This is a genomic window from Bradyrhizobium sp. WBAH42, assembly GCF_024585265.1.
Classification (GTDB): Bacteria; Pseudomonadota; Alphaproteobacteria; order Rhizobiales; family Xanthobacteraceae; genus Bradyrhizobium.
Genome location: NZ_CP036533.1, coordinates 3211436 through 3237729 on the forward strand (window position 1 = coordinate 3211436; position 26294 = coordinate 3237729).

The following is a 26294-nucleotide window of genomic DNA, read 5'->3' on the forward strand; positions in this document are numbered from 1 at the left end:
TCAATTCACCCGCAGGATGCGGGTGGGCGGCAGCGGACCGACCGGCCCGTGCGCCCTAAAGAACGCGAACAGCGCGTCCGCATCGTAGCCGCCATATTGCGGCGCCGTGCCCTGCTTGGCGACGGTAAACCCATCTCCGCCGACGGCGAGGTAATCGTTCAGCGTGACACGGTAGCCGCTTCCAGCCTCGATCGGCCTGCCGTTGAGCGTTATCCTCTCGAGGCTGATGCGCTCGCCGAACGGCTTTGAAGCATCCCAGGTATAGCTGAAGCCGTTCGACACCTGGAGAATCCGCGGCCGCTTCGGGTCAAGCCATTGCTGCTCGAGCATGTCCTTGAGCTGGCTGCCCGTCAGCGTCATGGTGACGAGGCGGTTGCGGAACGGCTGGCTGGCGAAGACGTCGCCGAACGTGATGGCGCCGTTCTCCTTCGGAACGATGTCGGTGCGGATGCCGCCGGGATTGGTGAGCGCGATGACAGCGCTGCCATCCTTCGCATCGCGGGTTGCGAGCAATTGCGCGTCGGCGATGATATCGCCGAGCGCGCTTTCGCCGGCCTCGTTCGGCACGCGCGACAATGTCTGCGTCACCGAGCCCGCGGGCCGGTTGGCCATCGGCGCGGAGAGCTTGTCGTAGGCGTCGATCAATGCGGTCTGCTCGGGATCCCTGGCCAGCGAAGCATTGGCGACGATGACGTTCTCGGCCTTCGCGCCGACGATGTCGCGCGTTGCGGGATCGAGCTTGAGGTCGATCGCGGTGACGAGCGTGCCGTATTTGTCGCCGCTGGTGACGAGACGCCCGTCGATATCGCAGACATAGGCGCGATGGGTGTGGCCGCTGACGACGACGTCGACGGCACGGTCGAACTTCCTGACGATGTCGACGATCGGGCCCGTGATCGCAGGGCATTCATTGTAGTCGCCGGCGGGATCGCCGCCCTGGTGGATCAGCACCACGATCGCTTCGACGCCGCGCGCCTTCAGCTGCGGCACCAGCGCATTCACCGTCTCGGCCTCGTCGCGGAATTCGAGCCCGGCGATGCCCGCTGGCGAGACGATGCCGGCGGTCTCCTTCAAGGTCAGGCCGATGAAGGCGACGGGAACGCCGTCGAATTCCCGGATCTCGTAGGGCGGCAGCACGCTCTTGCCGGTCGCAGTCTCGACGGTGGAGGCCGCGAGATAATGGAATTTGGCGCCCGCGAAGGGATGCGGTCCCTGGCAGCCGTCGACGGGATGGCAGCCGCCGTTCTGCATGCGCAGAAGCTCGGTCTTGCCCTCGTCGAATTCGTGATTGCCGACCGAGCTGATCGCAAGGCCCATCATCGAGAGCGCCTCGATCGACGGCTCGTCGTGAAACATCGCCGACAGAAACGGACTCGCGCCGATCAGGTCGCCCGCGGCGACGAAGACGGTGTTCTTGTGCCCTTCGCGCAGCTGCTTCACCAGCGTCGCCATGTACTCGGCGCCGCCGGCCGCCACCGTCACCTTCCTGGACTTGTCCTCGGGGTCATTGATGCGGATGCCGCCCGGCGGCGGCCGCAGATTGCCGTGGAAATCGTTGATCGCGAGAACGCGCAGCTCGACGGGGGCTGTGCTCTGGGCCGAAGCGGGCAGGGTGGCGAGGGCGAGTGCGGCAAGGATGGATGGAACTACGTATCGCATGGAACCAGACTAGTCGTAGCGCGCGAAGATTTCACGAAAGTTCTCGCGACGCGCAGCACCTCACCGCTTCTTCCTGTTCGCGAACGCATTGAACGCAGCGATCGCCTCCTCCGACCTGAGCCGGTCGCCGAACAGATGGCCTTCCTGGTCGATGCGGCGGGTCAGCTCTTCGGGCGGCGCGCGCAGCAGCTTGCGCGAGATCGCAACCGCCTCGGCCGGCAGCCGGCAGATCTCGCGCGCCACCTTGCGCGCCTCGACCTCGGTATGTCCCGGCGAGACCACGGTGTTGACGAAGCCTGCGGCATGGGCCTCCGCGGCGGTGAAGCTCCGCCCCATCACCAGCATCGCGAAGGCGCGCTGGTAGCCCATCGTGTTCGGCATCAACAGGCTGGCCGCGCCGACCGGCACCAGCCCGAGATGGATGTAGGGCGCGGAGAAGGTCGCAGCGTTCGAGGCCAGTACATAATCGCAGTGGAACAGCATCACGGTGCCCATCCCGATCGAGGCGCCGTCGACGGCGGCGATGATCGGCTTGGCATTGAGGGCGAGCGAGTAGAGGAATTTGACGCCGTTCGACAGCATCTCGGGGCGCGAGGCGTCGGCGTGGAGAAAATCGTCGATGTCGTCCCCGGCGGTGAAGACGCCCGAGCCGCCGGTGATGATCATGCAGCGGATGTCCGGATTGTTCTGGGCGGTGTCGATGGCGTGGCTCATCTCCCGGTACATGTCCTGGGTGATCGCGTTCTTCTTGCCCGGGCGGCGCAGGGTGATCACGCGCGTTCCGCGCTCTTCGGTGACGACGATATTGCCATTCGCCATGAGAGCCCCCTTGCGCTCGCCGCTTCGCGAGTCTCGCCAGGCAATAGCCTACATCATCCCGCAGGCGTGCCAATGCGCCGGCTCAATCTTTCGGCGTATTCCCACATGGCACCGTAGCGCATCGCAACAATTGCGACAAAACGCTTAGAAAAAGCCGGTGGTCGCCCGCCACGAGAGACACCCGCCCCGGATTACGCTGCCGCTCCATCCGCGCTACAGGTCTTCTTACCCCAGCAACGCCGCATCCGCCGCCGCGACCGATTCCGCGCTCTCGGTCACGGTGCGCTCGAGCGCGCCCGCCTGCACCGTGATGTTCTCGGCGAAGAAGCGCGCCAGCGCGACGTAGCGTGGCGCATCGCCGAGGCCTTCGGCCTTGGCGGCGAGCGCCTCGGAGGCGAGCAGGCAGCCGCCGAGCGTCGCGCCGAATTGCTGCAGATACGGCGTCGCGCCCGCAAGCGCGTCGTTCGGCGCGGAGGCAACGCGCTCCAACAGCCATTTGCTGGTGCGCGCCAGCGCGTCGAGCGCCTCGCGCAGCTTGGCGGCCGTGGTGCCGAAGGCGGGATCGTTGGAGGCCTCCACCTTCTTGACGGTTGCCGAGAGCTCGTCGAGCAGCGCCCACACCGAAGCGCCGCCATTGGCAGCTAACTTGCGCGTGACGAGATCGATCGCCTGGATGCCGTTGGTGCCCTCGTAGATCGCGGTGATGCGGGCATCGCGGTAATGCTGGGCCGCGCCGGTCTCCTCGATGAAGCCCATGCCGCCATGCACCTGCACGCCGAGATAGGCGACCTCGTTGCCGATATCGGTGGAATAGGCCTTGGCCATCGGCGTCAGCAGCGCCGCGCGCGCGGCTGCTTCAGTGCGCACCTTCGGATCCTTGGCGCGGATCGAGACGTCGATCGCGACGGCGGTCGCATAGCAGATGGTGCGCGCGGCCGCGGTCTGCGCCCGCATCCGCATCAGCATGCGCTTGACGTCGGGATGCACGAAGATCGCATCCGAGCCGTCGCCTGTCTTGCCGACCGCGCGGCCTTGGCGGCGCTCCTGCGCGTACGATAGGGCCTGCTGGTAGGCGCGGTCGGCGACGCCGACGCCCTCCAGGCCGACGCCGAGGCGGGCCTGGTTCATCATCGTGAACATGCAGCGCATGCCCTGGTTCTCTTCGCCGATCAGAAAGCCGATCGCGCCGCCATGGTCGCCCATGGTCATGGTGCAGGTCGGCGAGGCATGCATGCCGAGCTTGTGCTCCACGCCGCTGGCATAGATGTCGTTGCGCTGCCCCAGCGAGCCGTCGGCGTTGACCATGAACTTGGGAACAAGAAAGAGAGAAATCCCCTTGGTGCCGGCGGGCGCATCGGGCAGACGCGCCAGCACGAAATGCACGATGTTGTCGGTCATGTCGTGCTCGCCATAGGTGATGAAGATCTTCGTCCCCTTGATGCGATAGGTGCCGTCCGCCTGCTTTTCGGCGCGGGTGCGCAGCGCGCCGACGTCGGAGCCGGCCTGCGGCTCGGTCAGCTGCATCGTGCCGGTCCATTCGCCGGAGACGAGCTTTTCGAGATAGATTGTCTTCAGCTCGTCGCTGCCATGGGCCTCCAGCGCCTCGATCGCCGACGCCGTCAGCAGCGGGCAGAGGCCGAAGGCGACGTTGGCAGCGCTCCAGATCTCGGAGCAGGCGGCGTTGATCGCGAGCGGCAGGCCCTGGCCGCCGAAATCTTCGGGGCCGGACACCGCGTTCCAGCCGCCCTCGGTCCAGCGCTTGTAGGCGTCAGGCCAGCCCGGCGCGGTCGTGACCTTGCCGCCTTCGAGCTTGATGCCGTGCTCGTCGCCGACCTTGTTGAGCGGCGCCAGCACGTCGGCTGCGAACTTGCCGGCTTCCTCCAGCACGGCCGCGGCAATGTCGGCGTCGAAATCGCCGTAATGGCCGGCCTCCAAGGCGGCCTTGAGGCCCGCGCCATGGTTGAGCGACAGCAGCATGTCAGAAATCGGCGCGCGGTAGGTCATGGCTCACTCCCCGAGAACAATTGTTGGCGCCGTATTCCCATGAAACGGGGGCGGTCTCAACTGCCGGGACGCAGGATCGTCTGGCCGGAACGGGGAGGCCATTCGGGCCCAGAATAGAGTGTTGGCCGCCAGCCGCCTGGCCCTTTTTGCCCCTCCAGGCGGTTGAAATGCCCCGCCGCTCCCTATAGACCGGCAGCGACCGACGGGAATCTGCGGGTGCCGGTTCGACCCGTTCCGTTCGTCGTCTGTTGGGGCGTAGCCAAGCGGTAAGGCAGCGGATTTTGATTCCGCCATTCGGAGGTTCGATCCCTCCCGCCCCAGCCAGAGCCAACACGCTGATTTTATTACGAAAACGGCCTTCAGGGCGGAATATCCCGCGCATTTGGAAATTCCGTTTGCCTCGCATTTGGAAATTCTGTGCTGGTTTCGTTTTTGGTCGAGAGCGCATGAAAGTCGTGGCGCGCTGAACGTCGCTCAACTTATCAAATTACGAATTGAGTGGATGAACGCTATCTGCGCGCTGCAAGCTTCCCACCGCAGCCGCTGACGTCGCGTGCGGGATCAACAATTGCAGAACCCGCCGCCTTTTGCAGCGTGCAACGAAGCGTAGTCTATCCTTAAGATCGGACGCTAGTCTTGGAAATTGCGGAGGTCTGCGTTTCGTCTCGAAGTGATGTTGCTCCATCAGCATTCTGCTGATCGAGCTCCTTCTGCGCCAGGAGATGTGCATGCCGCTTACGGGTCGCAGCCAACGCTCGCATCATCGTTTCCTTGGCATAGCCGCGATAGGCCTGTGCGGTCTTGTGGCCCGATAGCGCACGACCCTGGCCGTCCGTCAGTTCGGCTTCCTCGAGTTCGGTCATGCCGCCGTGTCGACAGGCATCAAGCGTGAACAGCTTTGACACGCCGTCGATCTTCTTGCGCATCTGCTGCACCACTTTTTCCATGCCAGGGTAGGACCACACTTTGGCGTCGCCCTTGCGCTCACCCTTTTGGATCCGACGCATGATCATCGGGACGCCGAGCTTGGGCAGATGGCTCAAAACGTCCTCCGCTTCGGCGTAAAACTTGATGGTCTCTCCGTCGAGAGTCTCTTCGAGCGGATGCCAGACCAGCGCCTTGTTCTTGTGGTGCTCGATTCGCACAGCGTGTGGCCAGTTTTTGCTGCGGTAGTCGGGCCAAGTCAAAAACCCGGCCACCACGTTCTCGGGTCGTTGTAGCCATTCAAAGCAGATCACCGCGACGGCCGCGGGTTCAGCCCGCCCTTCTTTGATGCAGCCCCATGCAAATTTATAGACCTCTTCTCGAGTGACCGCGTGCTTCTTGGTCTTGGTGCGGCTCTTGAGGGTGAAATCGTCCCAGGGGTTCGGGTGCTTCTTATCAAACAACTCTGGGTGCAGCCGACGCATGATCCGCCATACCTTACGGCAGAGCCCGACTACCTTTTCTCCCTGCCTCAGCCTGACGCGGTTCGGCCCGTTGATGATTTTGTCGTAGATCTTATCGGCGGCTCGTGGCGTAACCTCCATGATCTGGCGTTCGCCAATCCGCCGTCCGTTCTTATCGACGGTGTCGCAGATCAATTGCATGATCCGTTCGTAATCGGGGCGGGACCGAGGTGAGACCTTCTCGGTATACGCCTTCTCCGTCTTATATTGGCGGAACAGCCAATCGATCGTGCCATAGCGCGCGATCTTTCCCTGCTCTCCGGGCTGGCCTCTGCGGTGGTTGTTCCATTCATCGAAGAGGGCATTGAGTGTGGCAGCGCGTCCGCCTTTTCCCTCTTCGCCGCATGCGACTTCGTAGCTCGTCCCAAGGGGTTCATTCGTCATCTCGCAGCCGAGCTTGCGGTAATAAGTTGGAATCCGGAAATAGAATGCGACCGAACCGCGGGCAAGCCGACGCACCTCTACAAAGCGTGGAAGCGGCCGCTCCAACGTCACAAATCCTCGGCGAGGTCGCCCGGCACCATGTCCGGCGCGATAGCTCGGTCCAGATCGTCTCTCAACCACAGCTGACGCCTCCCTTCTTTCACACGTGGATGAGGATACTCCTTACCGACTCGTTTGAGAAAGGCTTCGACAGTCAATTCTCCGCAGTACCCTGCTGCGATTCCAGCAGACATGCGGCGTGGCCAAGAACCCGCTGGAATTATGGCAGGACGTGTCATCGGATAATGGCGTGAGCTGCTGAAACTGGTTCTTTGCTGGTGCTGCCCATCATGATGATTGCCAGCAGGATTTGAAACTGCGACGGCAACCGGATCGAACAGGAGGGTAGTGCAGCGCCTGAAAAGGACACCTCGGACCTACTTACCCCCGATGCTAGAGCGCGCCGTGGGAAGGCCCGGAGCAGGAAGTGGCCTGCCGGCGTAGCAAAGAGTGAGGCGGGAGGTGGCCCGACACGGAGCTCAGAGAAATTGGTAGCAAGGGCAGTGGACCGGAGTCCGGCGCGCGGAGGCAGTCGCCGCCACTTGCGCCGATATTGCCAATCCAAGCAGGGGTGTAGAGTTCCAGCGATTTTTAACACGCTTAAATTTGACGCCGCCTCTATTGCGGTATGGTAATTTTTTTTATGGGGCTTCTCATGTTCGATCCCGCGACCACCGCGCTATTGCGCGCCGTCCTAGATGAGGTTTGCGAAAGCGTTTCCCGGAGCGTGACGGGTGCCCGTACCCATGTGGCCTCCAAAATCCTGGAAGCCGCGACCAAAGGGGACATCTCTCCGGATCGCCTCAAGCAGATCGGGCGCCACGCTCTCTCGCAGGCGCCGACGATGTGGCGATGACCGGAGGCGGGGGTGAATTTCCAGGTCACGGTGCTTAAGATCCTGGTGAGCTATCCGGATGGATTTGCCGCGATGGCCGATCTCAAGCGCGACATGGCGATCCTGGCGACCAGCGGCCGGGACTGGGCCGATCGCACAAAGCGGCTGGCTGCGCGTGTACCGGACCTCGACATCTTTTCGCAACGTCTCGTCGAGCGCGAAAACGGCGGCTGGAAGATCACCGTCAAGGGACGGACAGTGCTAGAGCTCATGGAGGCGCGCACCGCCGTCGAGCCACCAACAGAGACCGTGCCAGCCGAGAACAGGGATGCGCCGATACCACCGCGTCCGCAGCCGCCGGAGCGCGCTAGGCGACGACGCGAACGTCGCGAGCGGCGTCGTGAAGGTCGAGAACGGGCGCGGGCGAACGCTTCCTAATCCTGCGGACGCAGGGCCTCCTTCGAAGGAGGATGCCGGATTCAGGCGTAGTTCATAGAAGCGATGAGGCAGAGCAGCAGCTCCAAGCCGCCGAAGATTGCGATGGTGTTTAGTCCCAGGCTTTGATGGTGCATCCTTGTCGCACGATTCGAAGGAAGCGCTATGGGACAGATTTTACACGGCTGCGCCACCACGACGGAGGCAGTCCGTCGAGCAATACAAAATAGTCAAGAGAGCCTGAGAGGTCTCGCCAAGCGCTACGGGATCAACCAGAAGGCTGTCGCGAAGTGGAAGCAGCGCGAGACTGTCACCGATCGTTCGACTGGCCCCAAGGAAGCCAAGTCGACTGTCCTTTCCATCGAGGAGGAGGCGATCATCGTTGCTTTCCGGCAGCATACGCTGCTGCCACTCGACGATTGCCTCTATGCGCTGCAGCCGACCATCCCGCATCTGACGCGGTCATCCCTGCATCGCTGCCTCCAGCGTCACGGCGTCAGCCGATTGCCGGAAGTCGGGGGTGGCAAGCCCTCGAAGAAGAAGTTCAAGGCTTATCCGATCGGCTACTTCCACATCGACATCGCCGAGCTCCGGACCGCCAAAGGCAAGCTCTACCTCTACGTCGCAATCGATCGCACCAGCAAGTTCGTGTTCGTGCAACTGGCCAGGAAGACCGGAAGGACCTCGGCCGCGGCCTTCCTCGAAGCCCTTATTGCGGCCGTCCCCTACAAGATCCACACGGTTCTCACCGACAATGGGATCCAGTTCACCTTCCCACCGCGCTATGCGGACGGCCCGACAGCAAGATACGCCACGCATATGTTCGACATGCGCTGCCGGGAGAACGGGATCGAGCATCGGCTGACTAAGATCAAGCATCCCTGGACCAATGGCCAGGTCGAACGAATGAACCGCACGATCAAGGAAGCGACCGTCCAACGCTATTACTACGATCGACACGATCAGCTCGAAGCTCACCTTGCCGACTTCATCAACGCCTACAACTATGCTCTGAGGTGGTCCCGGTTGTCTGAACAGCAATTCCGCGTCGATTAGTGGAGCTTCCGCCAAAATTAAGCTGCCGCGCGGAACGGCAGGGGGTTGAAGTAAGCTTGATCCGGGGTGCCGCCGTCAAGGCTCGAGTGAGGACGCCGGCCATTGTAAAAGTCGAGGTATCGGCCGATCGAGGCGCGGGCGTCGGACACGGTGTCGTAGGCCCGCAGATAGACCTCCTCATATTTGACGCTGCGCCACAGCCGCTCGACGAACACGTTGTCGCGCCAGGCGCCCCGGCCCTCCATGCTGATGGCGATGCCGTGACTGGCGAGCACGCCAGTGAACGCCGCGCCGGTGAACTGCGAGCCCTGGTCGGTGTTGAAGATGTCCGGCTTGCCGTAGCGAGCGAGAGCATCCTCCAGCGTCTCGACGCAGAATGCGGCTTCCATCGTGATCGAGACGCGCCACGACAGCACCCGACGGGTCGCCCAGTCGAGGACAACAGCCAGGTACACGAAGCCCCGCGCCATCGGGATGTAGGTGATGTCCATCGCCCAGACCTGGTTCGGACGCGTGATCTCCATGCCGCGCAGCAGATATGGATAGATCTTATGTCCAGGCTCGGGCTTGGTGGTGCGCGGCCGGCGGTAGAGCGCCTCTATCCCCATCCGCCGCATCAGCGTTTTGACATGCCGGCGGCCGATCTTGCTGCCCTCGGCAGCCAGCAGGTCTCGCAACATTCGCGAACCGGCGAAAGGAAACTCCAGATGCAGCCGGTCGAGCCGTTGCATGATTGCGAGGTCGGCGGGCGGCACGGGACGTGGTAGATAATAGACACTGCCACGGCTGATCTTCAAAACTTCCGCCTGCCTGGTGATCGGCAGATTGTGCTCACGCTCGATCATCGCTTTGCGCTCAGCAGGCCCGCTTTGCTGAGGGCGCCTTCTAAAAAACTGAGCGCGGCGCTGCGCGCCCCCTGTGGGATAGAAACGGCTAACCGCTAGACTGCGGCCGGAAGGGAGCGGCCGATACGATTTTGGTGGCACGTGAGCCCGTCAAAAAACCTGGTCCATGGGCTGTTGCGCACTTGAGAGTGGTGACGCCATTGCGGCGATCCCGTTTAGGAATTTGAATGAATTGCGCAGCCCAGCCCTTCCGCCGGAGTCAGAAGGAGCTACAGATGAATCCCAAAAGATCGAAGTCGAAGGACGGCGGTAAGATGCCGATGGTGCACCCGAACGCGGCTGCCATCGACGTTGGCGCCACCATGCATATGGCGCCGTCAGGGCAGATCGCGCACCGGAGCCAGTCCACAGTTTCGGTACCTTCACGGCCGATCTGCATCGGCTGGTAGACTGGTTTACGGAATGCGGCGTCGAGACCGTCGTCATGGAATCGACCAGCGTCTACTGGATTCCGATTTTCGAGCTTCTCGATGCCCGGGGATTTACCGTCTTTCTTGTCAATGCGCGCGATGCCAAGCACGTGCCGGGGCGTAAGACCGATGTCAGCGATGCGCAATGGCTGCAGCGGCTCCATTCATTCGGGTTGCTGCGGGCCAGCTTTCAGCCCAAAGGGCAGATTGCCGAACTGCGAGCCTACGTGCGTCAGCGCGAGCGTCTGCTGGAGTACGCGGCCTCACACATCCAGCATATGCAGAAGGCCTTGACGGCGATGAATCTTCAGCTCCACCACGTCGTCGCCGACATCACCGGCGCGACCGGCCTGCGTATCATACGCGCGATCCTTGCCGGCGAGCGCGATCCCGAGGCGTTGGCGTGCTTGCGCCACTACAGTTGCCACTCCAGTGCCGAGACGATTGCGAAGGCGCTCACCGGGAGCTACCGCGCCGAATGCCGACGCGGCGTTGCAGGAACTGGGGTCCGACCAGATCGGACAAGCCTTTGTCACAGCGACCATCACTGTCTGGGACCTGGATCCCAATGCGGCCGACGAAAAGCTCCGCCTGGTCGAGAAGGTTATTCAGGGTCGCGATTTCACCTGCATGATCGAGACGGTGAATGCCGTCGAAGCCTGGCTCGGTGGCTTGCCGGGCCATGTGTACGCCAACGTGCGGCAGCCACCGGTGTCGACCCTCAACCTCGCCCACGTGATTCCGATGTCGGCCGTCTGGGCCGGCGAGGTGAGGGATCTACACTTCAAGGGTCCGCCGCTCCTGTTTGGGAAGACCGAGGGATCGACCCCATTTCGATTCTCCCTCCACGTCGGCGACGTCGGCCACACGCTGGTGGTAGGGCCAACAGGTGCCGGCAAGTCGGTCCTGCTAGCTCTGATGGCGCTACAGTTCCGTCGTTACCAGAACTCGCAGGTCTTTGCGTTCGATTTCGGCGGTTCGATCCGGGCGGCCGCAATTGCCATGGGCGGCGATTGGCACGATCTCGGCGGTGGACTGTCTGATGGGGACGAAAAGCCAGTCGCCTTCCAGCCGTTGGCGTGGATTGACGATCCCGCCGAGCGCGGATGGGCGACCGAATGGATCGGCGCGATCCTCGCCCGGGAAAAGGTCGAGATCACCCCCGAGGTCAAGGCTCATCTGTGGTCGGCGCTAACATCTCTCGCTTCGGTGCCGAGGGTGGAGCGTACCCTGACGGGCCTGTCAGTCCTGCTCCAATCGAACTCTCTGAAACGCGCCTTGCAACCATATTGCCTCGGCGGTCCTTCCGGGCGCCTGCTCGATGCCGAATTTGAGCGCCTTGGCGAGGCCTGCCATCTGGACGGCCGGCGTGTCGATGAGGGGTGGCTTGCCCTCGACGACGATGATTTTTCCGGACAGCTCCGGGAGTGGCTGAAGACCCTTCGGAAGAAAAACGCTTCCGTCATCTTCGCGACCCAGTCGCTCTCGGACATCGATGGCTGTGCAATCGCGCCTGCGATCATCGAAAGCTGTCCAACGCGGCTGTTGCTGCCGAACGAGAGGGCGATCGAACCCCAGATCACAGCCATCTACAGACGCTTCGGTCTCAACGACCGGCAGATTGAGCTCCTGAGCCGGGCAACGCCCAAGCGCGACTACTACTGCCAGTCCCGTCGCGGCAACCGGATGTTCGAACTGGGCCTTGGTGAGATTGCGCTCGCATTCACTGCGGCCTCTGCCAAGAACGACCAGGCTGCCATCACGCAGCTCCTGGCGGAACATGGACCTGACGGTTTCGTACCCGCGGTTTGGTCTGGACCCTCGACCTGCTCCCCAATCTCGTCAATCCGGAGAAATCACTATGAGGCGTCTTGGCCTGTTGACGGCCGCTGGCACGGTCGCGCTGATCCTGGGCATCACAGTGCCCGCGCGAGCCCAGTGGATCGTCTTTGATCCCAACAACTACGTCCAGAATGTCTTGACGGCTGCGCGGGAACTCCAGCAGATCAACAATCAGATCACCTCGTTGCAGAACGAGGCGCAGATGCTGATCAACCAGGCGAAGAACCTGGCGAACCTGCCGTATTCGTCGCTGCAGCAACTGCAATCCTCGATCCAGCGTACTCAGCAATTGCTGGCCCAGGCGCAGCGTATTGCCTATGACGTCCAGCAGATCGATCATGCCTTCTCGACGAGCTACGCGCCAGCCGCCAGCAGCCAGTCGGATCAGTTGCTGACCGCCAATGCTCAATCGCGCTGGCAGAATTCATATGCCGCAACGCAGGACGCCCTTCGTGTCCAGGATGGCATCGTTGGCAACCTCGATACCCATCAAATCCAGACGTCTGCACTTGTGACGTCGAGTCAGAGCGCTAGCGGCGCCCTGCAGGCAACACAGGCCGGCAATCAGCTTCTCGCACTGAATGCGCAGCAGCTGGCGGACCTGACGGCTGGCGTGACGGCACAGGGCAGGACACAGAGCCTTGAAGCAGCGCAACGCGCGGCGGCCCAGGACCAGGGCCGCGAACAGCTCCGGCGGTTTCTCAACCCAGGGCAGGGCTATCAATTATCCAACGTGCAGATGTTCCACTGATGACTGACATCCGGACATTTATGGCGTTGTCGCTACTTACGACAATCGGGGTGTTGGTCGTGACTGCCTGCACGATCCAACTTCGTAGTGGAGAAGATGCGTCTGCGCCGCCAAAGGCAGAGCAGACCACGGATGTTGAGGTTTCCGATCTCGCCCGCTGCCGCACCGTCACGTCAGACGATGTCGGAGGCTATCAGCATTGCCAAAAGGTTTGGGCTGAGAACCGGCGCCGTTTCTTCGGCCGGAAAGACAGCGCTGCTCCGCCTTTGGGATCCGACCCGGCCGCTGGCCTAACACCCGCGCCAAAAGACCAGAGTCGGATGCCGCAGGGATATCCGTCGGTGGCGCTACCTGAATCGAGCAAGCCATGACCAGTACAGGCATCATCGACCAGTTCCTTGAGACATTCACGCGCTACATCGATAATGGCTTTGGGCTGCTGGGCGGCGACGTCGGATATCTCGCAACTACGCTTGCCGCGATCGACATCACGCTTGCCGCGTTGTTCTGGAGCTGGGGGCCGGACGAAGACATCATCGCACGCCTCGTCAAGAAGACGCTCTTTGTCGGCGTCTTTGCCTACCTGATCAGCAATTGGAACAGCCTGGCGCGCATCGTCTTCGAAAGCTTTGCGGGTCTTGGGCTGAAAGCATCGGGTGCAAGCCTGTCAGCATCCGATTTCCTGAGACCTGGAAAGATCGCTCAAGTTGGACTCGACGCCGGCCGGCCGCTGCTCGATTCGATCTCCAACCTGATGGGCTACATCAGTTTCTTCGAGAATTTCGTCCAGATCGTCGTTCTCCTGTTCGCCTGGGTCGTGGTCCTGCTCGCCTTCTTCATTCTGGCAATCCAGCTCTTCGTCACCCTGATCGAGTTCAAGCTCACGACGCTGGCCGGCTTCGTGCTCATTCCATTTGGGCTGTTCGGCAAGACCGCCTTTGCCGCAGAACGGGTTTTGGGTAACGTCATATCTTCAGGGATCAAGGTCCTGGCCGTCATCGTCGGCATTGGATCGACCCTGTTCTCGCAGTTCACCGCTGGCTTTGGTGGCAATCAGCCAACCATCGAAGACGCAATGACTCTGGTGCTTGCGGCACTCTCCTTGCTGGGCCTTGGCATCTTCGGTCCGGGTATCGCAAATGGCCTGGTGTCGGGCGGACCTCAACTCGGCGCCGGCGCCGCGATTGGAACAGGCCTTGCTGCTAGCGGCATTGTTGCGGCTGGCGCGGGACTTGTCGCTGGCGGTGCCGGTCTCGCTGGCGGTGCGGTTGCAGGCGCCGCGCGAGGTGGCGGCGCTGTCATAACCGGAGCAACAGCCGCCTATCGAAGCGGCGGCCTTGCCGGCGTCGCGGAGGCTGGCGCTTCGGCTGCGACGAGTCCATTGCGTCGAGCAGCCGCTGCCTTCGGAGGTAGCCAAGCGGGCGACCGGAGCGCGAGCGCTCCGGCCGAAGGGCAGCCTGATTGGGCTCGCCGCATGAAGCGTGCTCAGACCATTCGACATGGTGCCTCCGCCGCTGGCCACGCCGTCCGCTCCGGCGATCATGGTGGCAGCGGCTCCTCCGTCGATTTGTCGGAAGGAGAACGCTGAGACGCACCACTGCACCTCCGCCGCACAGCAGCGCCTCAAACCTTCTATCGCAAGACTTGAAACCAATCACTCGATATCAGGGGCAACCAGCGATGTTCAAACGACCATCAGTTCACTACGGGCGCATGCCCGAGCCGATTACGCCTTACCAAAAGGCAGCGCAGGTTTGGGACGAACGCATTGGATCTGCCCGCGTGCAGGCCAAGAACTGGCGCCTAATGGCGTTCGGCTGCCTGATGCTTTCAGCCGGTCTCGCTGGCAGCCTTGTCTGGCAATCGAGCCAGGGATCGATCACGCCTTGGGTAGTAGAAGTCGATCATCTCGGCCAAGCCCAAAAGGTTCGCCGGCCAACATCGACTATCAACCTACTGACGCTCAGATCGCCTACCATCTGGCACGCTTCATCGAGGACGTCAGAGGCTTGTCGGCCGACGGTATCGTTCTGCGCCAGAATTGGCTCCGGGCCTATGATTTTACGACGGATCGTGGCGCGGCTGCGCTCAACGATTACGCACGCAACAATGACCCCTTTGCCAAGCTGGGCAAGGCTCAAATCTCCGTAGACGTCTCGAGCGTCATTCGCGCGTCTTCGGAGAGCTTTCGGGTCGCATGGACTGAACGCAGTTACGACAACGGTTCGCTGAGTTCGACCGAACGCTGGACAGCAATTCTCACGATCGCAATCGAGTCGCCGCGCGATGCCGAACGCCTGCGCAAGAATCCCCTTGGCGTCTACGTCCGCGCCATCAACTGGTCAAAGGAGTTGAGTCAGTGACCAAGACGCCGTCTGACGTCCATTCGAAGCATCCAGGTGCGCCAAGCGGGCTCAATTCGACTCGGCCCAAGTTCCTGTTCGCGAAGCGAGCAAGTTTGCACGCTCTCCTGCTTTGTTCGTCGATGCTTGGTGGATGCACGACCTACATTCCGCCGGAGATCAGCTATGACGCTGAAGTCTCCGCTGCCGGCACCACCGGTGGCTCTCGACGACAAACCGAGACCGCTTCACGTTCCACCCCTCTGGAAGCCAGCTTTCGGCGGTAAGTCAGGAGGGATGGAAGACGTAGAGCCGGTGAGCCGGGTGGAGATGGCAAACAGCGCGGCCCGTGTTGAACCGCGCAAACGGGGGTATTTCAACGCGGCGCAAATCTACGCCTACAGTCCCGGCGCGCTCTATCAGATTTACGCCGCACCGGGGCAGATCACGGATATCGCGCTAGAGGAGGGAGAACAGTTGACGGGATCAGGGCCGATCGCGGCCGGAGATACCGTACGCTGGGTGGTAGGCGATACCGAGAGCGGGAGCGGCGACACACGGCGCGTCCATATCCTGGTCAAGCCGACCCGAGCTTCGATCGAAACCAACCTGGTGGTCAATACTGACCGGCGCACCTACCTGATCGAGCTCCGCTCCCGCGAGTGGCCATACATGCCATCTCTTGCCTGGTACTATCCGGAAGCAGTGCGAGAGCAGTCGCGTTCAGTTGCTCTGAAACCCGTTCTTCCGGATCCGGCGCAGCGTATCTTCCGCTATGCCATCGAAGGGGACAGTCCTCCCTGGCGGCCGCGCCTATGACGATGGCCGCAAGGTCTATGTCGAATTCCCGCAAGGCATCGTGCAGGGCGAGATGCCTCCGCTCTTCGTCATCGGTCCAGACGGCAAGACTGAACTCGTCAACTATCGCGCTTACGGCAACATATTGATCGTCGATCGGCTCTTTGCAGCCGCCGAACTCCGGCTCGGCGGTGAGCACCAGCAAAAGGTCAGGATCGTCAGGACCGACGGGAGGCCGTCGTCATGAACACCCGCAATGGAAACGATCACGAGAAAACAGTTCCACCGGAGACACAAGTGGAGCGGTCAGAAAGCTTCCGATTGAGAGCAGAGCATCCGCGCGTGACGCGGTTGTCGCGGAAGCTCTTGGCCGGCGGGAGCGCTGTCGCCCTGCTTGTCATCGGTGGGGCTGTGCTGTGGTCGCTGCAGCATAATCGCTCCCGTAATCAGGCGGCGGAGGAGCTCTATAGCACAGACCACCACAATGTTGCCGAGGGTATTACGTCCCTGCCGAAGGATTATGCTGGCGTTCCGCGCCAGCCAATCCCGCAGCTTGGCCCGCCGCTCCCCGGAGACCTCGGTCGACCGATCCTTGCCGCTCAAGGCCAGTCGCCGGCGATTGGCGCTGATCCGGACCAGCAGCGCCGGGATCAAGAGACCGAGGCAGCCCGCATCAGTCATCTATTCGCTTCGACGAACGGACGTGAAGTACGTCCGCCCACCGCGCCGCTTGTTGGAAGCGATCGCGTCGTGCCATCGAATCCAACGGTGACCGGGGATGACGCATCTGCACAAAGCGGTCAGGATCGAAAGCTTGCCTTCGTGAACGCCTCCGTGGACCGTCGTACGGTCAGCCCTGACCGCGTCGCCAGGCCCGCCGCACCATATATCATGCAGACCGGGACGGTGATTCCGGGAGCGCTGATCACAGGGATTAGATCAGATATTCCAGGCCAAATCACCGCGCAGGTGACGGAAAACGTATACGATACGCCCACCGGTCGGTTCTTGTTAGTACCGCAGGGCGCGCGCCTGATCGGGGCATACGATAGCCAGGTCACTTTCGGCCAGTCCCGCGTCCTGCTCGTCTGGACACGGCTGATCATGCCGAATGGACGGTCGATCGTTCTTGAGCGGCAGCCTGGCGCTGACACTGCCGGATACGCAGGTCTCGAAGATCAGGTCGACAATCATTGGGGCGAGTTGTTCAAGGCTGCGGCACTATCGACGTTTCTGGCGATCGGGACCAAATTGGACGCCGGCTCGGACACCAATAGCAACGACAGTGCAATCATCCAGGCATTGCGACACGGCGCGTCGGACTCACTAAACCAGACCGGCAGCAGGTGGTTCGCCGCAGTCTCAGCGTCCAGCCCACTATAGCCGTGCGACCTGGCGTCCCGGTTCGTGTTCATGTCAATCATGACCTCATACTTACACCCTATAGAGGGTAACAAAATGCCAAAACTAAAAATAGGAGAGCTTCCAGACGACAAGCCGGTCAAAGTAAGTGCGGAGCTGCCTGCGGCGGTGCATCGTGATCTCATTGCATATGCAGAAGCCCTTAGGCGTCAGGGTAGTCAAGTGGTCGATCCGACTAAACTCATCGCCCCTATGTTGGCGCGCTTTATGGCCACTGATCGAGGATTTTCTAAGCTGAAACGTGAAGCCGCTGGCGAAGGACAGTGATGCTCAAGTTTCCTTGAAGCCGTCGGTCGACGCTAAATAGTTTGCGTGCATCAAGCTAGCCGCTGCCGCGTTGGCGTTAAGAGCTGAGATATCGCGTTGGAAAGTGTGTTTTCGCGTTTGCCTTAAAGAAGTCCGATTGCCAGGTTTTCTCGATTTCAGACGCGAGGGCGCTGCGCGTCGTCGTGCAGTCATTCGGTCACCTTCAGGCGCGTTACACTGCTCCGGCCATCGACGCTGACAGGCACCTCACCCTCGATCGTGGCCCGACGTACGACGCGATGCTGGTCCCCGTAATCGTTGACCGCGTAATGCTGCGTTGCGCGGTTATCCCAAATCGCAATATCTCCCTCTAACCAGTTCCAGCGCACAGTGTTTTCGGGCGCGGTGATGTGAGACTGAAATAGGTCGAACAGCTTTTGTCCGTCGTATTTGGGGATATCAACAAACTGCTTCACCACGGCGCCGAGCACTAGCGTCCGCTCGCCTGTTTCGGCGTGGACGCGTACGACGGGATGCTCCGTCTCAAAAACCGCTTTGGTGAACACCTCGTCAAAGTGCTTCTTGTCGACCTCGCGGAGACGCGCGATCCCAGCGTAATCGAAAACGTTGCTGTGAACGGCCCATAGGCCCTCGGCGAGCCGCTGTAGGGGCGACGGCAAACCAAGATAAGCGGCAGCTGTGTTAGACCACACGGTGTCGCCTCCGAACGGTGGCATTACCACGGCCCGCAGGACCAAGATCTTGGGATAGGCGTCCGCAAAGGTCCCATCCGCATGCCAAACGTCGGCGCGACCGCCACGCGAGTGGAGTCCAGTTCGAGGAGCGACGCCCCCTTGGTAGCGCCGAGTATCGGATGTGGCACTAGCTTTCCCAGACGAGCGGAAAAGCGCTCCTGCTCGGCGTCATTGAGATGTCCTTGATTGCGGAAGAAGATCACCTTGTGCTCTAGCAATAAGCTGTTGATCACAGCTATCGCGTGATCCGGCAGATCGCCTGATAGCTTGATATTTTTACTTCGGCACCGATGCGCGCTGCACGTTTCACAATATCCGCGCTCGGAATGACGCCACCGATCAAAGTCATTGCGCTGATCTCGCTTTTCCAGGCCCTGGCAGGTCTCCCGCACCCTCTTGGAGCGAATGATCTTCAGCAAGCATTGTGCCAGAAAGACCAACATGTCCTCGATAATAGGCACTGAACGAATCGTGGTATTTGCCGCGAGTCATCGACCGTCATCGTGCCATATCAACCTGTTCGAGAGTATTTGCTGGTCTACATGTCTCCGATGGTCATAGCGGGTATGTCCGCGATGTGAATCAGCTGACCGTTCCTCAAGGATGAAATGCGGGTGGAAAGCGTGACCATTTGCTGCTTTGTGGCTCTGTTTCTTGATAGATCGTTTTAGGCAATGGCCATACCAGGCGGCGGTGGGCAAGCCATAACGCCGAATGGGCTTTTCGAGAGTTCGGTTACTACCCGCTGTACTCGACCTGACACGGGATTTGGGCTCTGTCGGAGTACCGACAACTCTCCACATACTTTAGTAAGCTCAAGCTGACTGTTCCATTGGCGAATTCGCGAGTTAATTGACGACCCGAGGTAATCTCCCGTAATGCCGCTGGAGCCCCGGGAGAGTTGCAGATGTAAGATCGCTCTCTTTCGAGCGGCGCTCTTGGCGGCAGTTATGCACATTATCGTCTCGGTCCTGAAGTAGGATAAAAGCTGTGTTTTTCTTGGTCCTGTGTCAGTTTGCTCGCCGCTAGACCGGTGGAGAAACCAATGCGATCAGGCACGGGCGGTGGCTCATCTTGCGCTTGCCTCCGATCATGGTGATCGCGATAATATCCGCGGGAGCATCGCTGACCGCCCACGGCGTCGCACGTCACGTCTCATGGGGATTGGTCACGCGTCACGATCTGAAGCGGGCGATTGAGATCCTCGAAGAATTCAATCGGCCCATGGGCGTGGACCGCAATGTAAATTCCATGTCCGCACCATATGTTCGGCTTGTGGCTTGCTGGGAGACCAGGATGGCGTCTCGCAAGCCTCTGCGCCAGTAAAGATCGCCAGAGCGGTCCGATTGGGCAATGCGCGATTGCGGGTTGCTAAGTTCACTTCGCCGGCGGCTTGCCCGGCGTTTTTGTCTACTGGACAATAGACCGAGCCGCCGCCATGGTGCGGAACGTCGTGGCATCGGCGGTAGGGCTGGTCCACAGCGGCTCCTGCGGTCGTTTGTTCCATAATGCCCGGAAGCATCCACCGTGCAGCTATTCGTTAGGCTATGGGCACGGGGCCCCCTTGGCACATTGCTGTCTCACTTGGGCGCAGTTCTCTTGATCTTTCTCAAGCGATGCCCCTTCTGCAGCAGTGGAGCAGGCGCGCCTGCCGCGCAGCGCTGGCAAAGGCCTCGTAGTCGACGATTCTAAGACGGATCAGCTTCGGGCAAGGCCACGAAACTGAAATCGCATCCATCTTCCAGGGATCCGGCGAGTACCGTGGTTCAAGAGCGGCCCCTCCTCATTGCCTCGATACTGGCTCGGGTGAGTCCCCAATCGTCAGACTTCAGAAAGGCAACTTCCACACGAAATAGAGAAGCGCAGCGATTGCCACCCAGAAAAGTATGCCGCGGAAGATGAAAGCGAGCGCCATTTTAATCGCCATCTTGCCCAAGCCGCTGCGCCATGGCGATTCCATCGATCGCGTCTGCCAGCCCTTCCAAGAAAGTCCGATACCACGCATCATCGTCGGAAGGTCCCATTCTTGTAGGCTGCCGACGTAACGCGTCAGAGCAATCACGCCTGCGATCGTGGTTGGTGTTGAACGGATGAGCACGTTCCCTTGCTCCGCGAGAGCATGGTTCCTTTGACAGCTGATTTCGTCGGCGGCATCAAACTCGGGTCCCGAATCGAGCTTCGCCGATACGGACAGGGCCGCATCGTAATGTGCCAACAGCTCGCGATGACGCTCGATCACTAGGAAGATTAGATCCCGATCGGCTGCAGCAGTCGACTGGGGAGAAAGTTCCTGCGATGACAATGTTGGCCCCAAGCAAGTAGCAGGGCTACGTTAGCACGGTGGCCATGATGATAATCAGCGTAGAAGGTCCTTCATCTGCGGTATTTCTGCTCGATCGTCTTGGCATCCAGGCGAGGTCAATGGCTCATTTTTTGAGACGTTTCGCGCACGAGGGCGCGCCTTAGTCGCGGGAAAACGGGCCCGCTCGATCGTTTTGGCGTACATTACAGGCCTTTCAAAGCGTCGTCGTCATTTATGAATGCCACGCAACGTGCAGGCGGAGATCCTCGCACAGCCGGCTTGGGGGTGTCCTCGCACCGTTGGCGGAACTTCGTCCGCGTCGTGTGAAGGCGACACCACGACATCGGGTATTCGGCGGCAGGCCCATTCAGCCATCATTCGCGGATCATCCGGTCTGAGCCGGAGTGACGACGCAGTTGAGGCGTCGACGCCCGCGGTGGGAGCTCTCCGCAAAAGTCTTACGCGGGCGGTTGGATAAGATATCGTAGGTTTGGTCGGTGTGGGGGTAGGCGGTAGCGCTCCCCCGCTACCAATCATCTCCCCAAGCTCCCATTTGATAGTTCGGTAGACCTCAGCCTGATTGCATGGCGCCGGGTCTATTTGGACGGCGCGCCGCTTGTGCCGTCTGCAAGCACGCGCCGTTACGGGGGGAGTGTGGCGACATGGTCGAAGGTCTGCCAAGCGAAGTTGAAGTCATCACGCTGTTCGTTGATGACATTGCCGCTTCGAAGGCGTTCTACGCCAAGGTCTTTGCAGCCGAGACCATCTGGGAGGATGACGTCTCGTCGGTGCTGAAATTCGGCGGCCTCTTGATCAATCTTCTCGACGCCTCTCAAGCGCCTGCGCTTGTTACGCCGTTGCCGGTTGGGCCGTCCGCCGCGGGGCCCCGCGCGATGTTGACGATCAGGGTCACGGATGTCGATGCGGTGTGCTTCGCCCTTCGGGGGATTGGTGTCGATCTGCTCAATGGCCCGATCGATCGTCCATGGGGACGGCGAACCGCATCCTTCGCCGATCCTTCAGGTCATGTCTGGGAGATCGCTCAGCTGATCGGACGGACGTAGGTCGTAGAACGGGTAAAGGCTTGCGAAACCCGTCATACCTCATCCGCGGCTAGAGCCTTGATGGGTTTCGCTTCGCTCTACCCATCGTACGAGCTAAGGAGCTTCTTGGAGTACAACTGAAGGGTTGTGCTTTGATAGGAAGTATGCGTCACAAAACAGCTTGATGAACGATACTTCCTTCAGTGTCACGACGAGCCCGGTAAGCTGATCGCGATCGAAGGCACGGCAGAGTTCAGCATAGCGGTCTCTCTCATCCATTTGCGGAAAGAGGCTGTCCAGAAACTTCAAAATTGCTGGCTCAAATGGGGTGCCCGGTTGCCAGTCGTTGTGCTCGGCCATCATCGCGCGCAGACTTCGGAAAAAATTCCCGAATGACTCAACTTCGCATTGCCAATGCACGTCGTTCAAAGAGAGAAACGTCAGGCCTCCTATGTAAAAGTCTAGGGAATTTTGCGAGCCAGACTGCCTTATTTTAGTAAGTGCTGCGAAAGCTAGGGCGGAACGAGCGAGATCGTCATCGGCCAACGCGCGGTTCTCGCCCCAATCTATTTTGAGGCTGGGTTGCCTTTGGAGTCTTAAGTCTTGATGGTTTTCAAGATCGCGGATCGTTTCGTAGTATCGGTCGATTTGCTCCGGCATTCGCCACCACCAAAACCCCATGGTGCCAATGTTCAGGGCGACTACGAAGCTCCGGGCGACCCCCCATCCAAAATACCACAGCGCCTGCACCGGCACATTATCGCCGAGAATGAAGTCGATGAAGATCTGATCTTTCTTGCCGCTAACAGCTGAAAGTTTTATCCAGCTGGACTTTTTGTTGAAATTAGACAGGACTTTCGGCCTTATGGAATGCGATGCGCAAGTGATCCGCACGCGGAGGCGCCACTTGTCCTTGGTTTTTTCTTCCGGAGCATTTCTGCTGCGCTCTAATTCTCTCTCAGCCGCAAGCCGGCCGTCTTCCAGGGCCTTGTCAAACTGATCTTTGAGCCATCGGGCCCATGTGCTCGAGTCCTTCAATTCTGCCAGCTTTTTCATGGAAGCTTTGGAGAATATCTGGTTGCGCTTCTCGGGATCATCGGTCGCGGCCAGGAACCATGCTTGAAGATCAATTTCCTCTTGCGGGATCTCCTCTCGTGGCTTCTCAGCTTTAGCCAGTTCGATGCCTGCTTCGGCAAGCGAAATGAGTCGCTCTGCCTCCTCTTCTGCAACCGCTCGGCTGGGAAGGACTAGACTTTCTCCATCGCTATCGACGTGTAGTCCCAGAAGCCGGGTGTCGTGTATGCGTTGAGCAACGCCAGACATTTCATCGAGGCGTTTCGCCGTTATCTCTCCGGAGAAAAAGCCGCCACCAAAGAAGCACCAGAATAGCTTTTTGACGTGATCCTGCTCGTGTTTTTTAGGCCACGCAGGTGGAACAGTTGCCATCTTCGACACGGCTTGAACTCCCAACAAAGCTCGACGCCCAATTTCTTCGAGGGCCAAGGCGGCAAGGTGATAGGCAATATTGGGATGCCCGGCCAGCATCACTACACGTGCGGAGTCGAGAAGGTCGCTGGCGTGGCCAACGCAAGCATCCATTGCTTTCAACAAAGGTTCATCGCGTGAAAATTTCGTCATTCGCGGCAGCCCTTCTCATTCGGAGCAGCCTCTAATGAGAGGCAAGCCCAATCCTTAGCTGGGTCGTCGATCTGAGCACGTGCCGATCAAGTACCTTTTCCCCGCACGACGCATAAAGGCAAATGCTGATAGCTTGTGTAGCGTCGCAGGGTCTATCCAGCGGTCCAACGTAATCCGCCACCAAGGCGCAAACAAATACTAGGGGCGCATTTTAAACCGCTTTCCGTATGGTCTGTCGCTTCTGAAGTCAGTTGTGCAACCCGACGGGAAGCTGGGGCATGTTCCGATAAAGCATGTTGTTGGGAAAGCATCGCGCCTTGTGACGATACGGCTCTAGCCTGCTTGATGATGCTCTTCCCCTTAGCAATTTAGCCTGTTCTGCCAGCGCCCCTTAAACCATCCGTCGGGCAAAACACCCGCCACCCGTCAACCCCGCCCCGCAAAAATATTCCTCTTTACCGAAATTCTGAAATCCCGTATACCCCCGCCCATCCCGGCTCATCCTGAGGGGCGATCGCGTCGTCGTCTTGATCGCGAGCCGGGCTTGCGGTGGACGCGGCAGCGTCGGGCGCGATGGTAGCGGGCAGGGAGGGTAGTCCCCGGTGAGCCCGCGGCCGCGCGCGGACGAACGGCGCTGCTAGGTTCGTCTCGTCTGTAAGTTTCCGGCTTCGTCGACGGAGCGGGGAATACTGCGGCGAAATGGCGGGCCGTGCGTACGGCAAAACCGTGTGGTCCTGGCCGTCGTTGCTACGGTCAAGCTCTTGCGGATGCGGCAGTCGCGTCAACCGGCGCGGGTGCCGGTGAATTCCGCAAGGCGCGAGGGAGGCCAGAGGGAACTCGGCTCCCGGGAGAGCGCGGCATAAGCCGTCCGACCATCGCGCAGGGAAGGCCGAGTGATCGGCACCACCTGTATGCTGCTGTGCGGTTTTCTGCGTGTGCATTTTGCGCAGCAGACCGCGGGTGCGATGTCGGCACCCGGCCTTCCCTGTGCCCTCTTGGCTTTCAGAGGGACGAAACATCTGGCAAAGCTCGGGCGAAATCAGCCGCGAGGCTGCGAAGGCGTGTCTGCGATGAAAAGCGCGTGGTGGCGGCCGCACTCGGGAAGCAAGCGACCGGTTCTGTGATCACCATCACAGGCGTGGCCGCCTTCCCCTGTCTATACTGCCGGTTCGGAAGCAGGGTGGCGACCATGCGGAATCGGATTGCACTGGTTTTCAGTTTCTTTTTTTTCACTTTTCTGGCAGCCGCTGATGTTGCGGCCGCAGACGACCGGACAATCTGCGCGCAGCGCGGCGATGAAGACCGCATCGCCGCGTGTTCGCGGCTGATCGCAAAGAGCGGCGGGCGCGACGCCTTGGCGTTCGACAATCGCGGTGCCGAATATGGCGACAAGGGCGATTACGATCGCGCAATCTCCGATTTCAGCGAGGCCATCCGCATCGATCCGAAATACGCGCTTGCCTGGCAGCATCGCGGCGCCGCCCTGCTTCGCCGGAACGAGGTGGATCGGGCCATCGCCGACCTGACCGCCTCGATCCGGCTCGATGCAAACAATCTGAACGCCTTGAACGACCGCGGCATGGCCTATGCCGCTGCAGGTGATTCCGAGCGCGCGCTTTCGGATTACAATGCAGCGATCCGCATCAATCCGAGGTTCAAGTTCGCCTACTTCAATCGAGGGCGGCTCTATGCCGGCAAGGGCGACCACACCCGGGCGATCGCCGAATACTCCGAGGTCATTCGCATTGACCCGACCTACGGTTATGCGTTCAACAATCGCGGACTGTCCTATCAGCACACCGGCCAGTCCGAGCGTGCCGTGGCCGATTTCAGCGAGGCGATCCGGCTTTTGCCGAGAACGACGCTGGCCTACAACAACCGCGGCGACATCTATCTCCTTCAGGGCAGGTACGATCAAGCCCTCGCCGATTTCAACGAGTCGCTGCGCAATGATCCGCAACATCAGAGCGCGCTGGTAAACCGCGGAATGGTGTTCGAGAAGCTGGGCGAGGTCGCAAGGGCCCGCGCCGACTTCAACGCAGCTCTGGCTGCCCCGCAGAAGTACGACAGCGCGAAATGGTCGATGGACAAGGCACGCGAACGCCTCGCCGCGCTGGACGATACGTCCATCAAGACCGTTCCCGCCACCACCACGTCGGTCATCGCGCTGCCGGGACCATCAAGCAGAAATGACAGGCGCATCGCGCTCGTGGTCGGAAACTCCGCTTATGAGAATGTCGCAGCGCTCGCCAATCCGGCGCGCGATGCGGCGCTCGTCGCCGAAACGCTCAAGCTCACCGGATTCGATTCCGTCACGCTGCTGACCGATCTGCGCAAGGATGCGTTGACCGCGGCGCTGCGCGACTTTGCAAGGCAGGCGGAAATCGCCGACTGGGCGATGGTATATTACGCCGGTCACGGCATGGAGGTCGGCGGCGTCAACTATCTGATCCCGATCGACGCGAAGATCGCCTCCGACCGCGACGTCAGCTTCGAAGCCGTGGCGCTGGACCAGGTGTTGAACGCGGCGGAACGCGCCAAGCGGCTGCGCCTCATCGTCCTCGATGCCTGCCGCGACAATCCCTTCGCCAACCAGATGAAGCGCACCATGACGCTGGCGTCGCGTTCGGTGTCGCGCGGCCTTGCGGCGATCGAGCCCGAGGCGGGCACGCTGGTGGTGTATGCTGCCAAGGACGGAGAGATGGCGCTCGACGGAGTGGGCAGGAACAGCCCGTTCGCCACGGCGTTCGTCGACAATATGCGCAAGCCCGGTCTCGAGGTGCGCCGGTTGTTCGACGTCGTGCGTGACGACGTCATGGAGGCGACCAATCGTGCACAAAAGCCGTTCAGCTACGGATCGGTGTCGGGCCGGCAGGATTTTTACTTCGTTGCCGGGAAATGAGACGCAAGGCTTCGGCTGTCGCGCGGGCCGAAATTCCCGGTATTGAGCCGAAATTCGGAAATGTCGTATAAACCGGCCCATCCCGGCTCATCTGAGGGGCCTTCCCTGTGCCCTCCTGGCTTTCAGAGGGTGGAGTGACGAAGCAAAGCTCGGGCGAAAGTCGTCGCGAGGATGCGAAACCGTGTCGCAATCAGCCGGC

At 60.6% G+C, this 26294-nt stretch carries 15 protein-coding genes, 1 tRNA gene and 8 pseudogenes; 15 read left to right on the forward strand and 9 right to left on the reverse strand.

From position 1 onward, the window contains the following. The 3 genes from DCG74_RS15065 to DCG74_RS15075 form a co-directional block, all read right to left on the reverse strand. The gene (locus DCG74_RS15065; RefSeq protein ID WP_172787368.1) at window positions 1-1659 is read right to left on the reverse strand and encodes a bifunctional UDP-sugar hydrolase/5'-nucleotidase; all 1659 of its coding nucleotides are present in this window, start codon (window positions 1657-1659) and stop codon (window positions 1-3) included. A gap of 60 nt (window positions 1660-1719) precedes the next feature. After that, the gene (locus DCG74_RS15070) at window positions 1720-2478 is read right to left on the reverse strand and encodes an enoyl-CoA hydratase-related protein (RefSeq protein WP_172787369.1); all 759 of its coding nucleotides are present in this window, start codon (window positions 2476-2478) and stop codon (window positions 1720-1722) included. 225 nt (window positions 2479-2703) lie between these two features. After that, the gene (locus DCG74_RS15075) at window positions 2704-4482 is read right to left on the reverse strand and encodes an acyl-CoA dehydrogenase (RefSeq protein WP_172787370.1); all 1779 of its coding nucleotides are present in this window, start codon (window positions 4480-4482) and stop codon (window positions 2704-2706) included. Window positions 4483-4731: 249 nt separating this feature from the next. Between DCG74_RS15075 and DCG74_RS15080 the strand changes: the two genes are divergently transcribed. After that, window positions 4732-4806 (forward strand) — tRNA-Gln (locus DCG74_RS15080). A 293-nt stretch (window positions 4807-5099) separates the two neighbouring features. Here the strand turns inward: DCG74_RS15080 and DCG74_RS15085 are convergent. Then, a complete protein-coding gene (locus DCG74_RS15085) occupies window positions 5100-6419 on the reverse strand; it encodes a hypothetical protein (RefSeq protein WP_172787371.1) in 1320 nt (439 codons plus the stop codon). Between the two features lie 649 nt (window positions 6420-7068). On the opposite strand from DCG74_RS15085, the gene DCG74_RS15090 reads away from it, so the two are divergent. The 3 genes and pseudogenes from DCG74_RS15090 to DCG74_RS15100 form a co-directional block, all read left to right on the forward strand. Beyond that, window positions 7069-7269, forward strand: a complete 201-nt coding sequence (locus DCG74_RS15090) for a hypothetical protein (protein WP_172787372.1) — start codon at window positions 7069-7071, stop codon at window positions 7267-7269. Between the two features lie 12 nt (window positions 7270-7281). Beyond that, window positions 7282-7686 carry a hypothetical protein gene (locus tag DCG74_RS15095; RefSeq protein ID WP_172787373.1) on the forward strand — a complete coding sequence of 135 codons (405 nt, stop codon included), beginning with the start codon at window positions 7282-7284 and terminating at the stop codon, window positions 7684-7686. 162 nt (window positions 7687-7848) lie between these two features. Continuing rightward, window positions 7849-8712: pseudogene (locus tag DCG74_RS15100) on the forward strand (IS481 family transposase); the annotation flags it as partial. A 44-nt stretch (window positions 8713-8756) separates the two neighbouring features. Here DCG74_RS15100 and DCG74_RS15105 read toward each other — a convergent pair. Beyond that, window positions 8757-9632 (reverse strand): annotated as a pseudogene (locus DCG74_RS15105) (IS3 family transposase); the annotation flags it as partial. A gap of 394 nt (window positions 9633-10026) precedes the next feature. Here DCG74_RS15105 and DCG74_RS15110 point away from each other — a divergent pair. After that, a pseudogene (locus DCG74_RS15110) lies at window positions 10027-10296 on the forward strand (transposase); the annotation flags it as partial. Window positions 10297-10317: 21 nt separating this feature from the next. Here DCG74_RS15110 and DCG74_RS15115 read toward each other — a convergent pair. Next, window positions 10318-10470: a hypothetical protein gene (locus DCG74_RS15115; RefSeq protein WP_257187616.1), complete on the reverse strand. Its 153-nt coding sequence runs from the start codon at window positions 10468-10470 to the stop codon at window positions 10318-10320. A 55-nt stretch (window positions 10471-10525) separates the two neighbouring features. Here DCG74_RS15115 and DCG74_RS15120 point away from each other — a divergent pair. The 8 genes and pseudogenes from DCG74_RS15120 to DCG74_RS15155 form a co-directional block, all read left to right on the forward strand. Then, window positions 10526-11919: pseudogene (locus tag DCG74_RS15120) on the forward strand (conjugal transfer protein TrbE); the annotation flags it as partial. Continuing rightward, on the forward strand, window positions 11916-12647 hold the full coding sequence (gene trbJ, locus DCG74_RS15125) for a P-type conjugative transfer protein TrbJ (RefSeq protein WP_172789675.1): 732 nt from the start codon (window positions 11916-11918) through the stop codon (window positions 12645-12647). The pseudogene DCG74_RS15120 and the gene trbJ, both read left to right, overlap by 4 nt. Window positions 12648-12667: 20 nt before the next feature. Beyond that, window positions 12668-13018, forward strand: coding sequence for a putative entry exclusion protein TrbK-alt (gene trbK-alt / locus DCG74_RS15130; RefSeq protein ID WP_306558283.1), 351 nt, complete (start codon window positions 12668-12670; stop codon window positions 13016-13018). After that, window positions 13015-14235, forward strand: coding sequence for a P-type conjugative transfer protein TrbL (gene trbL, locus DCG74_RS15135; protein ID WP_172789673.1), 1221 nt, complete (start codon window positions 13015-13017; stop codon window positions 14233-14235). The genes trbK-alt and trbL overlap by 4 nt, the downstream gene beginning before the upstream one ends. Window positions 14236-14327: 92 nt before the next feature. After that, window positions 14328-15010, forward strand: a pseudogene (trbF, locus tag DCG74_RS15140) (conjugal transfer protein TrbF). Further along, window positions 15007-16034: pseudogene (gene trbG / locus DCG74_RS15145) on the forward strand (P-type conjugative transfer protein TrbG). Before trbF ends, trbG begins: the two co-directional pseudogenes overlap by 4 nt. After that, window positions 16031-17241: pseudogene (locus DCG74_RS15150) on the forward strand (TrbI/VirB10 family protein). Before trbG ends, DCG74_RS15150 begins: the two co-directional pseudogenes overlap by 4 nt. Before the next feature lie 4 nt (window positions 17242-17245). After that, window positions 17246-17476 carry a DUF2274 domain-containing protein gene (locus DCG74_RS15155; protein WP_172789672.1) on the forward strand — a complete coding sequence of 77 codons (231 nt, stop codon included), beginning with the start codon at window positions 17246-17248 and terminating at the stop codon, window positions 17474-17476. Window positions 17477-17664: 188 nt separating this feature from the next. Here DCG74_RS15155 and DCG74_RS15160 read toward each other — a convergent pair. Both DCG74_RS15160 and DCG74_RS15165 read right to left on the reverse strand, forming a co-directional pair. Beyond that, window positions 17665-18568: pseudogene (locus tag DCG74_RS15160) on the reverse strand (TauD/TfdA dioxygenase family protein). A gap of 1470 nt (window positions 18569-20038) precedes the next feature. Further along, on the reverse strand, window positions 20039-20512 hold the full coding sequence (locus DCG74_RS15165) for a hypothetical protein (protein ID WP_246709128.1): 474 nt from the start codon (window positions 20510-20512) through the stop codon (window positions 20039-20041). Between the two features lie 662 nt (window positions 20513-21174). Here DCG74_RS15165 and DCG74_RS15170 point away from each other — a divergent pair. Then, window positions 21175-21576: a VOC family protein gene (locus DCG74_RS15170; protein WP_172789671.1), complete on the forward strand. Its 402-nt coding sequence runs from the start codon at window positions 21175-21177 to the stop codon at window positions 21574-21576. Between the two features lie 93 nt (window positions 21577-21669). Here the strand turns inward: DCG74_RS15170 and DCG74_RS15175 are convergent, their stop codons facing one another. Continuing rightward, a complete protein-coding gene (locus tag DCG74_RS15175; protein ID WP_172789670.1) occupies window positions 21670-23193 on the reverse strand; it encodes an AbiV family abortive infection protein in 1524 nt (507 codons plus the stop codon). A 709-nt stretch (window positions 23194-23902) separates the two neighbouring features. Here DCG74_RS15175 and DCG74_RS15180 point away from each other — a divergent pair. Beyond that, a complete protein-coding gene (locus tag DCG74_RS15180) occupies window positions 23903-26095 on the forward strand; it encodes a tetratricopeptide repeat protein (protein ID WP_172789254.1) in 2193 nt (730 codons plus the stop codon). Window positions 26096-26294 lie beyond the last annotated feature (199 nt).

Bases quoted from the DNA above. Each gene is read 5' to 3' on its own strand.
- DCG74_RS15065 (WP_172787368.1), bottom strand. From the start codon at position 1,659: ATGCGATACGTAGTTCCATCCATCCTTGCCGCACTCGCCCTCGCCACC.
- DCG74_RS15070 (WP_172787369.1), bottom strand. From the start codon at position 2,478: ATGGCGAATGGCAATATCGTCGTCACCGAAGAGCGCGGAACGCGCGTG.
- DCG74_RS15075 (WP_172787370.1), bottom strand. From the start codon at position 4,482: ATGACCTACCGCGCGCCGATTTCTGACATGCTGCTGTCGCTCAACCAT.
- DCG74_RS15090 (WP_172787372.1), top strand. From the start codon at position 7,069: ATGTTCGATCCCGCGACCACCGCGCTATTGCGCGCCGTCCTAGATGAG.
- trbJ (WP_172789675.1), top strand. From the start codon at position 11,916: ATGAGGCGTCTTGGCCTGTTGACGGCCGCTGGCACGGTCGCGCTGATC.
- trbK-alt (WP_306558283.1), top strand. From the start codon at position 12,668: ATGGCGTTGTCGCTACTTACGACAATCGGGGTGTTGGTCGTGACTGCC.
- trbL (WP_172789673.1), top strand. From the start codon at position 13,015: ATGACCAGTACAGGCATCATCGACCAGTTCCTTGAGACATTCACGCGC.
- DCG74_RS15155 (WP_172789672.1), top strand. From the start codon at position 17,246: ATGCCAAAACTAAAAATAGGAGAGCTTCCAGACGACAAGCCGGTCAAA.
- DCG74_RS15170 (WP_172789671.1), top strand. From the start codon at position 21,175: ATGGTCGAAGGTCTGCCAAGCGAAGTTGAAGTCATCACGCTGTTCGTT.
- DCG74_RS15175 (WP_172789670.1), bottom strand. From the start codon at position 23,193: ATGACGAAATTTTCACGCGATGAACCTTTGTTGAAAGCAATGGATGCT.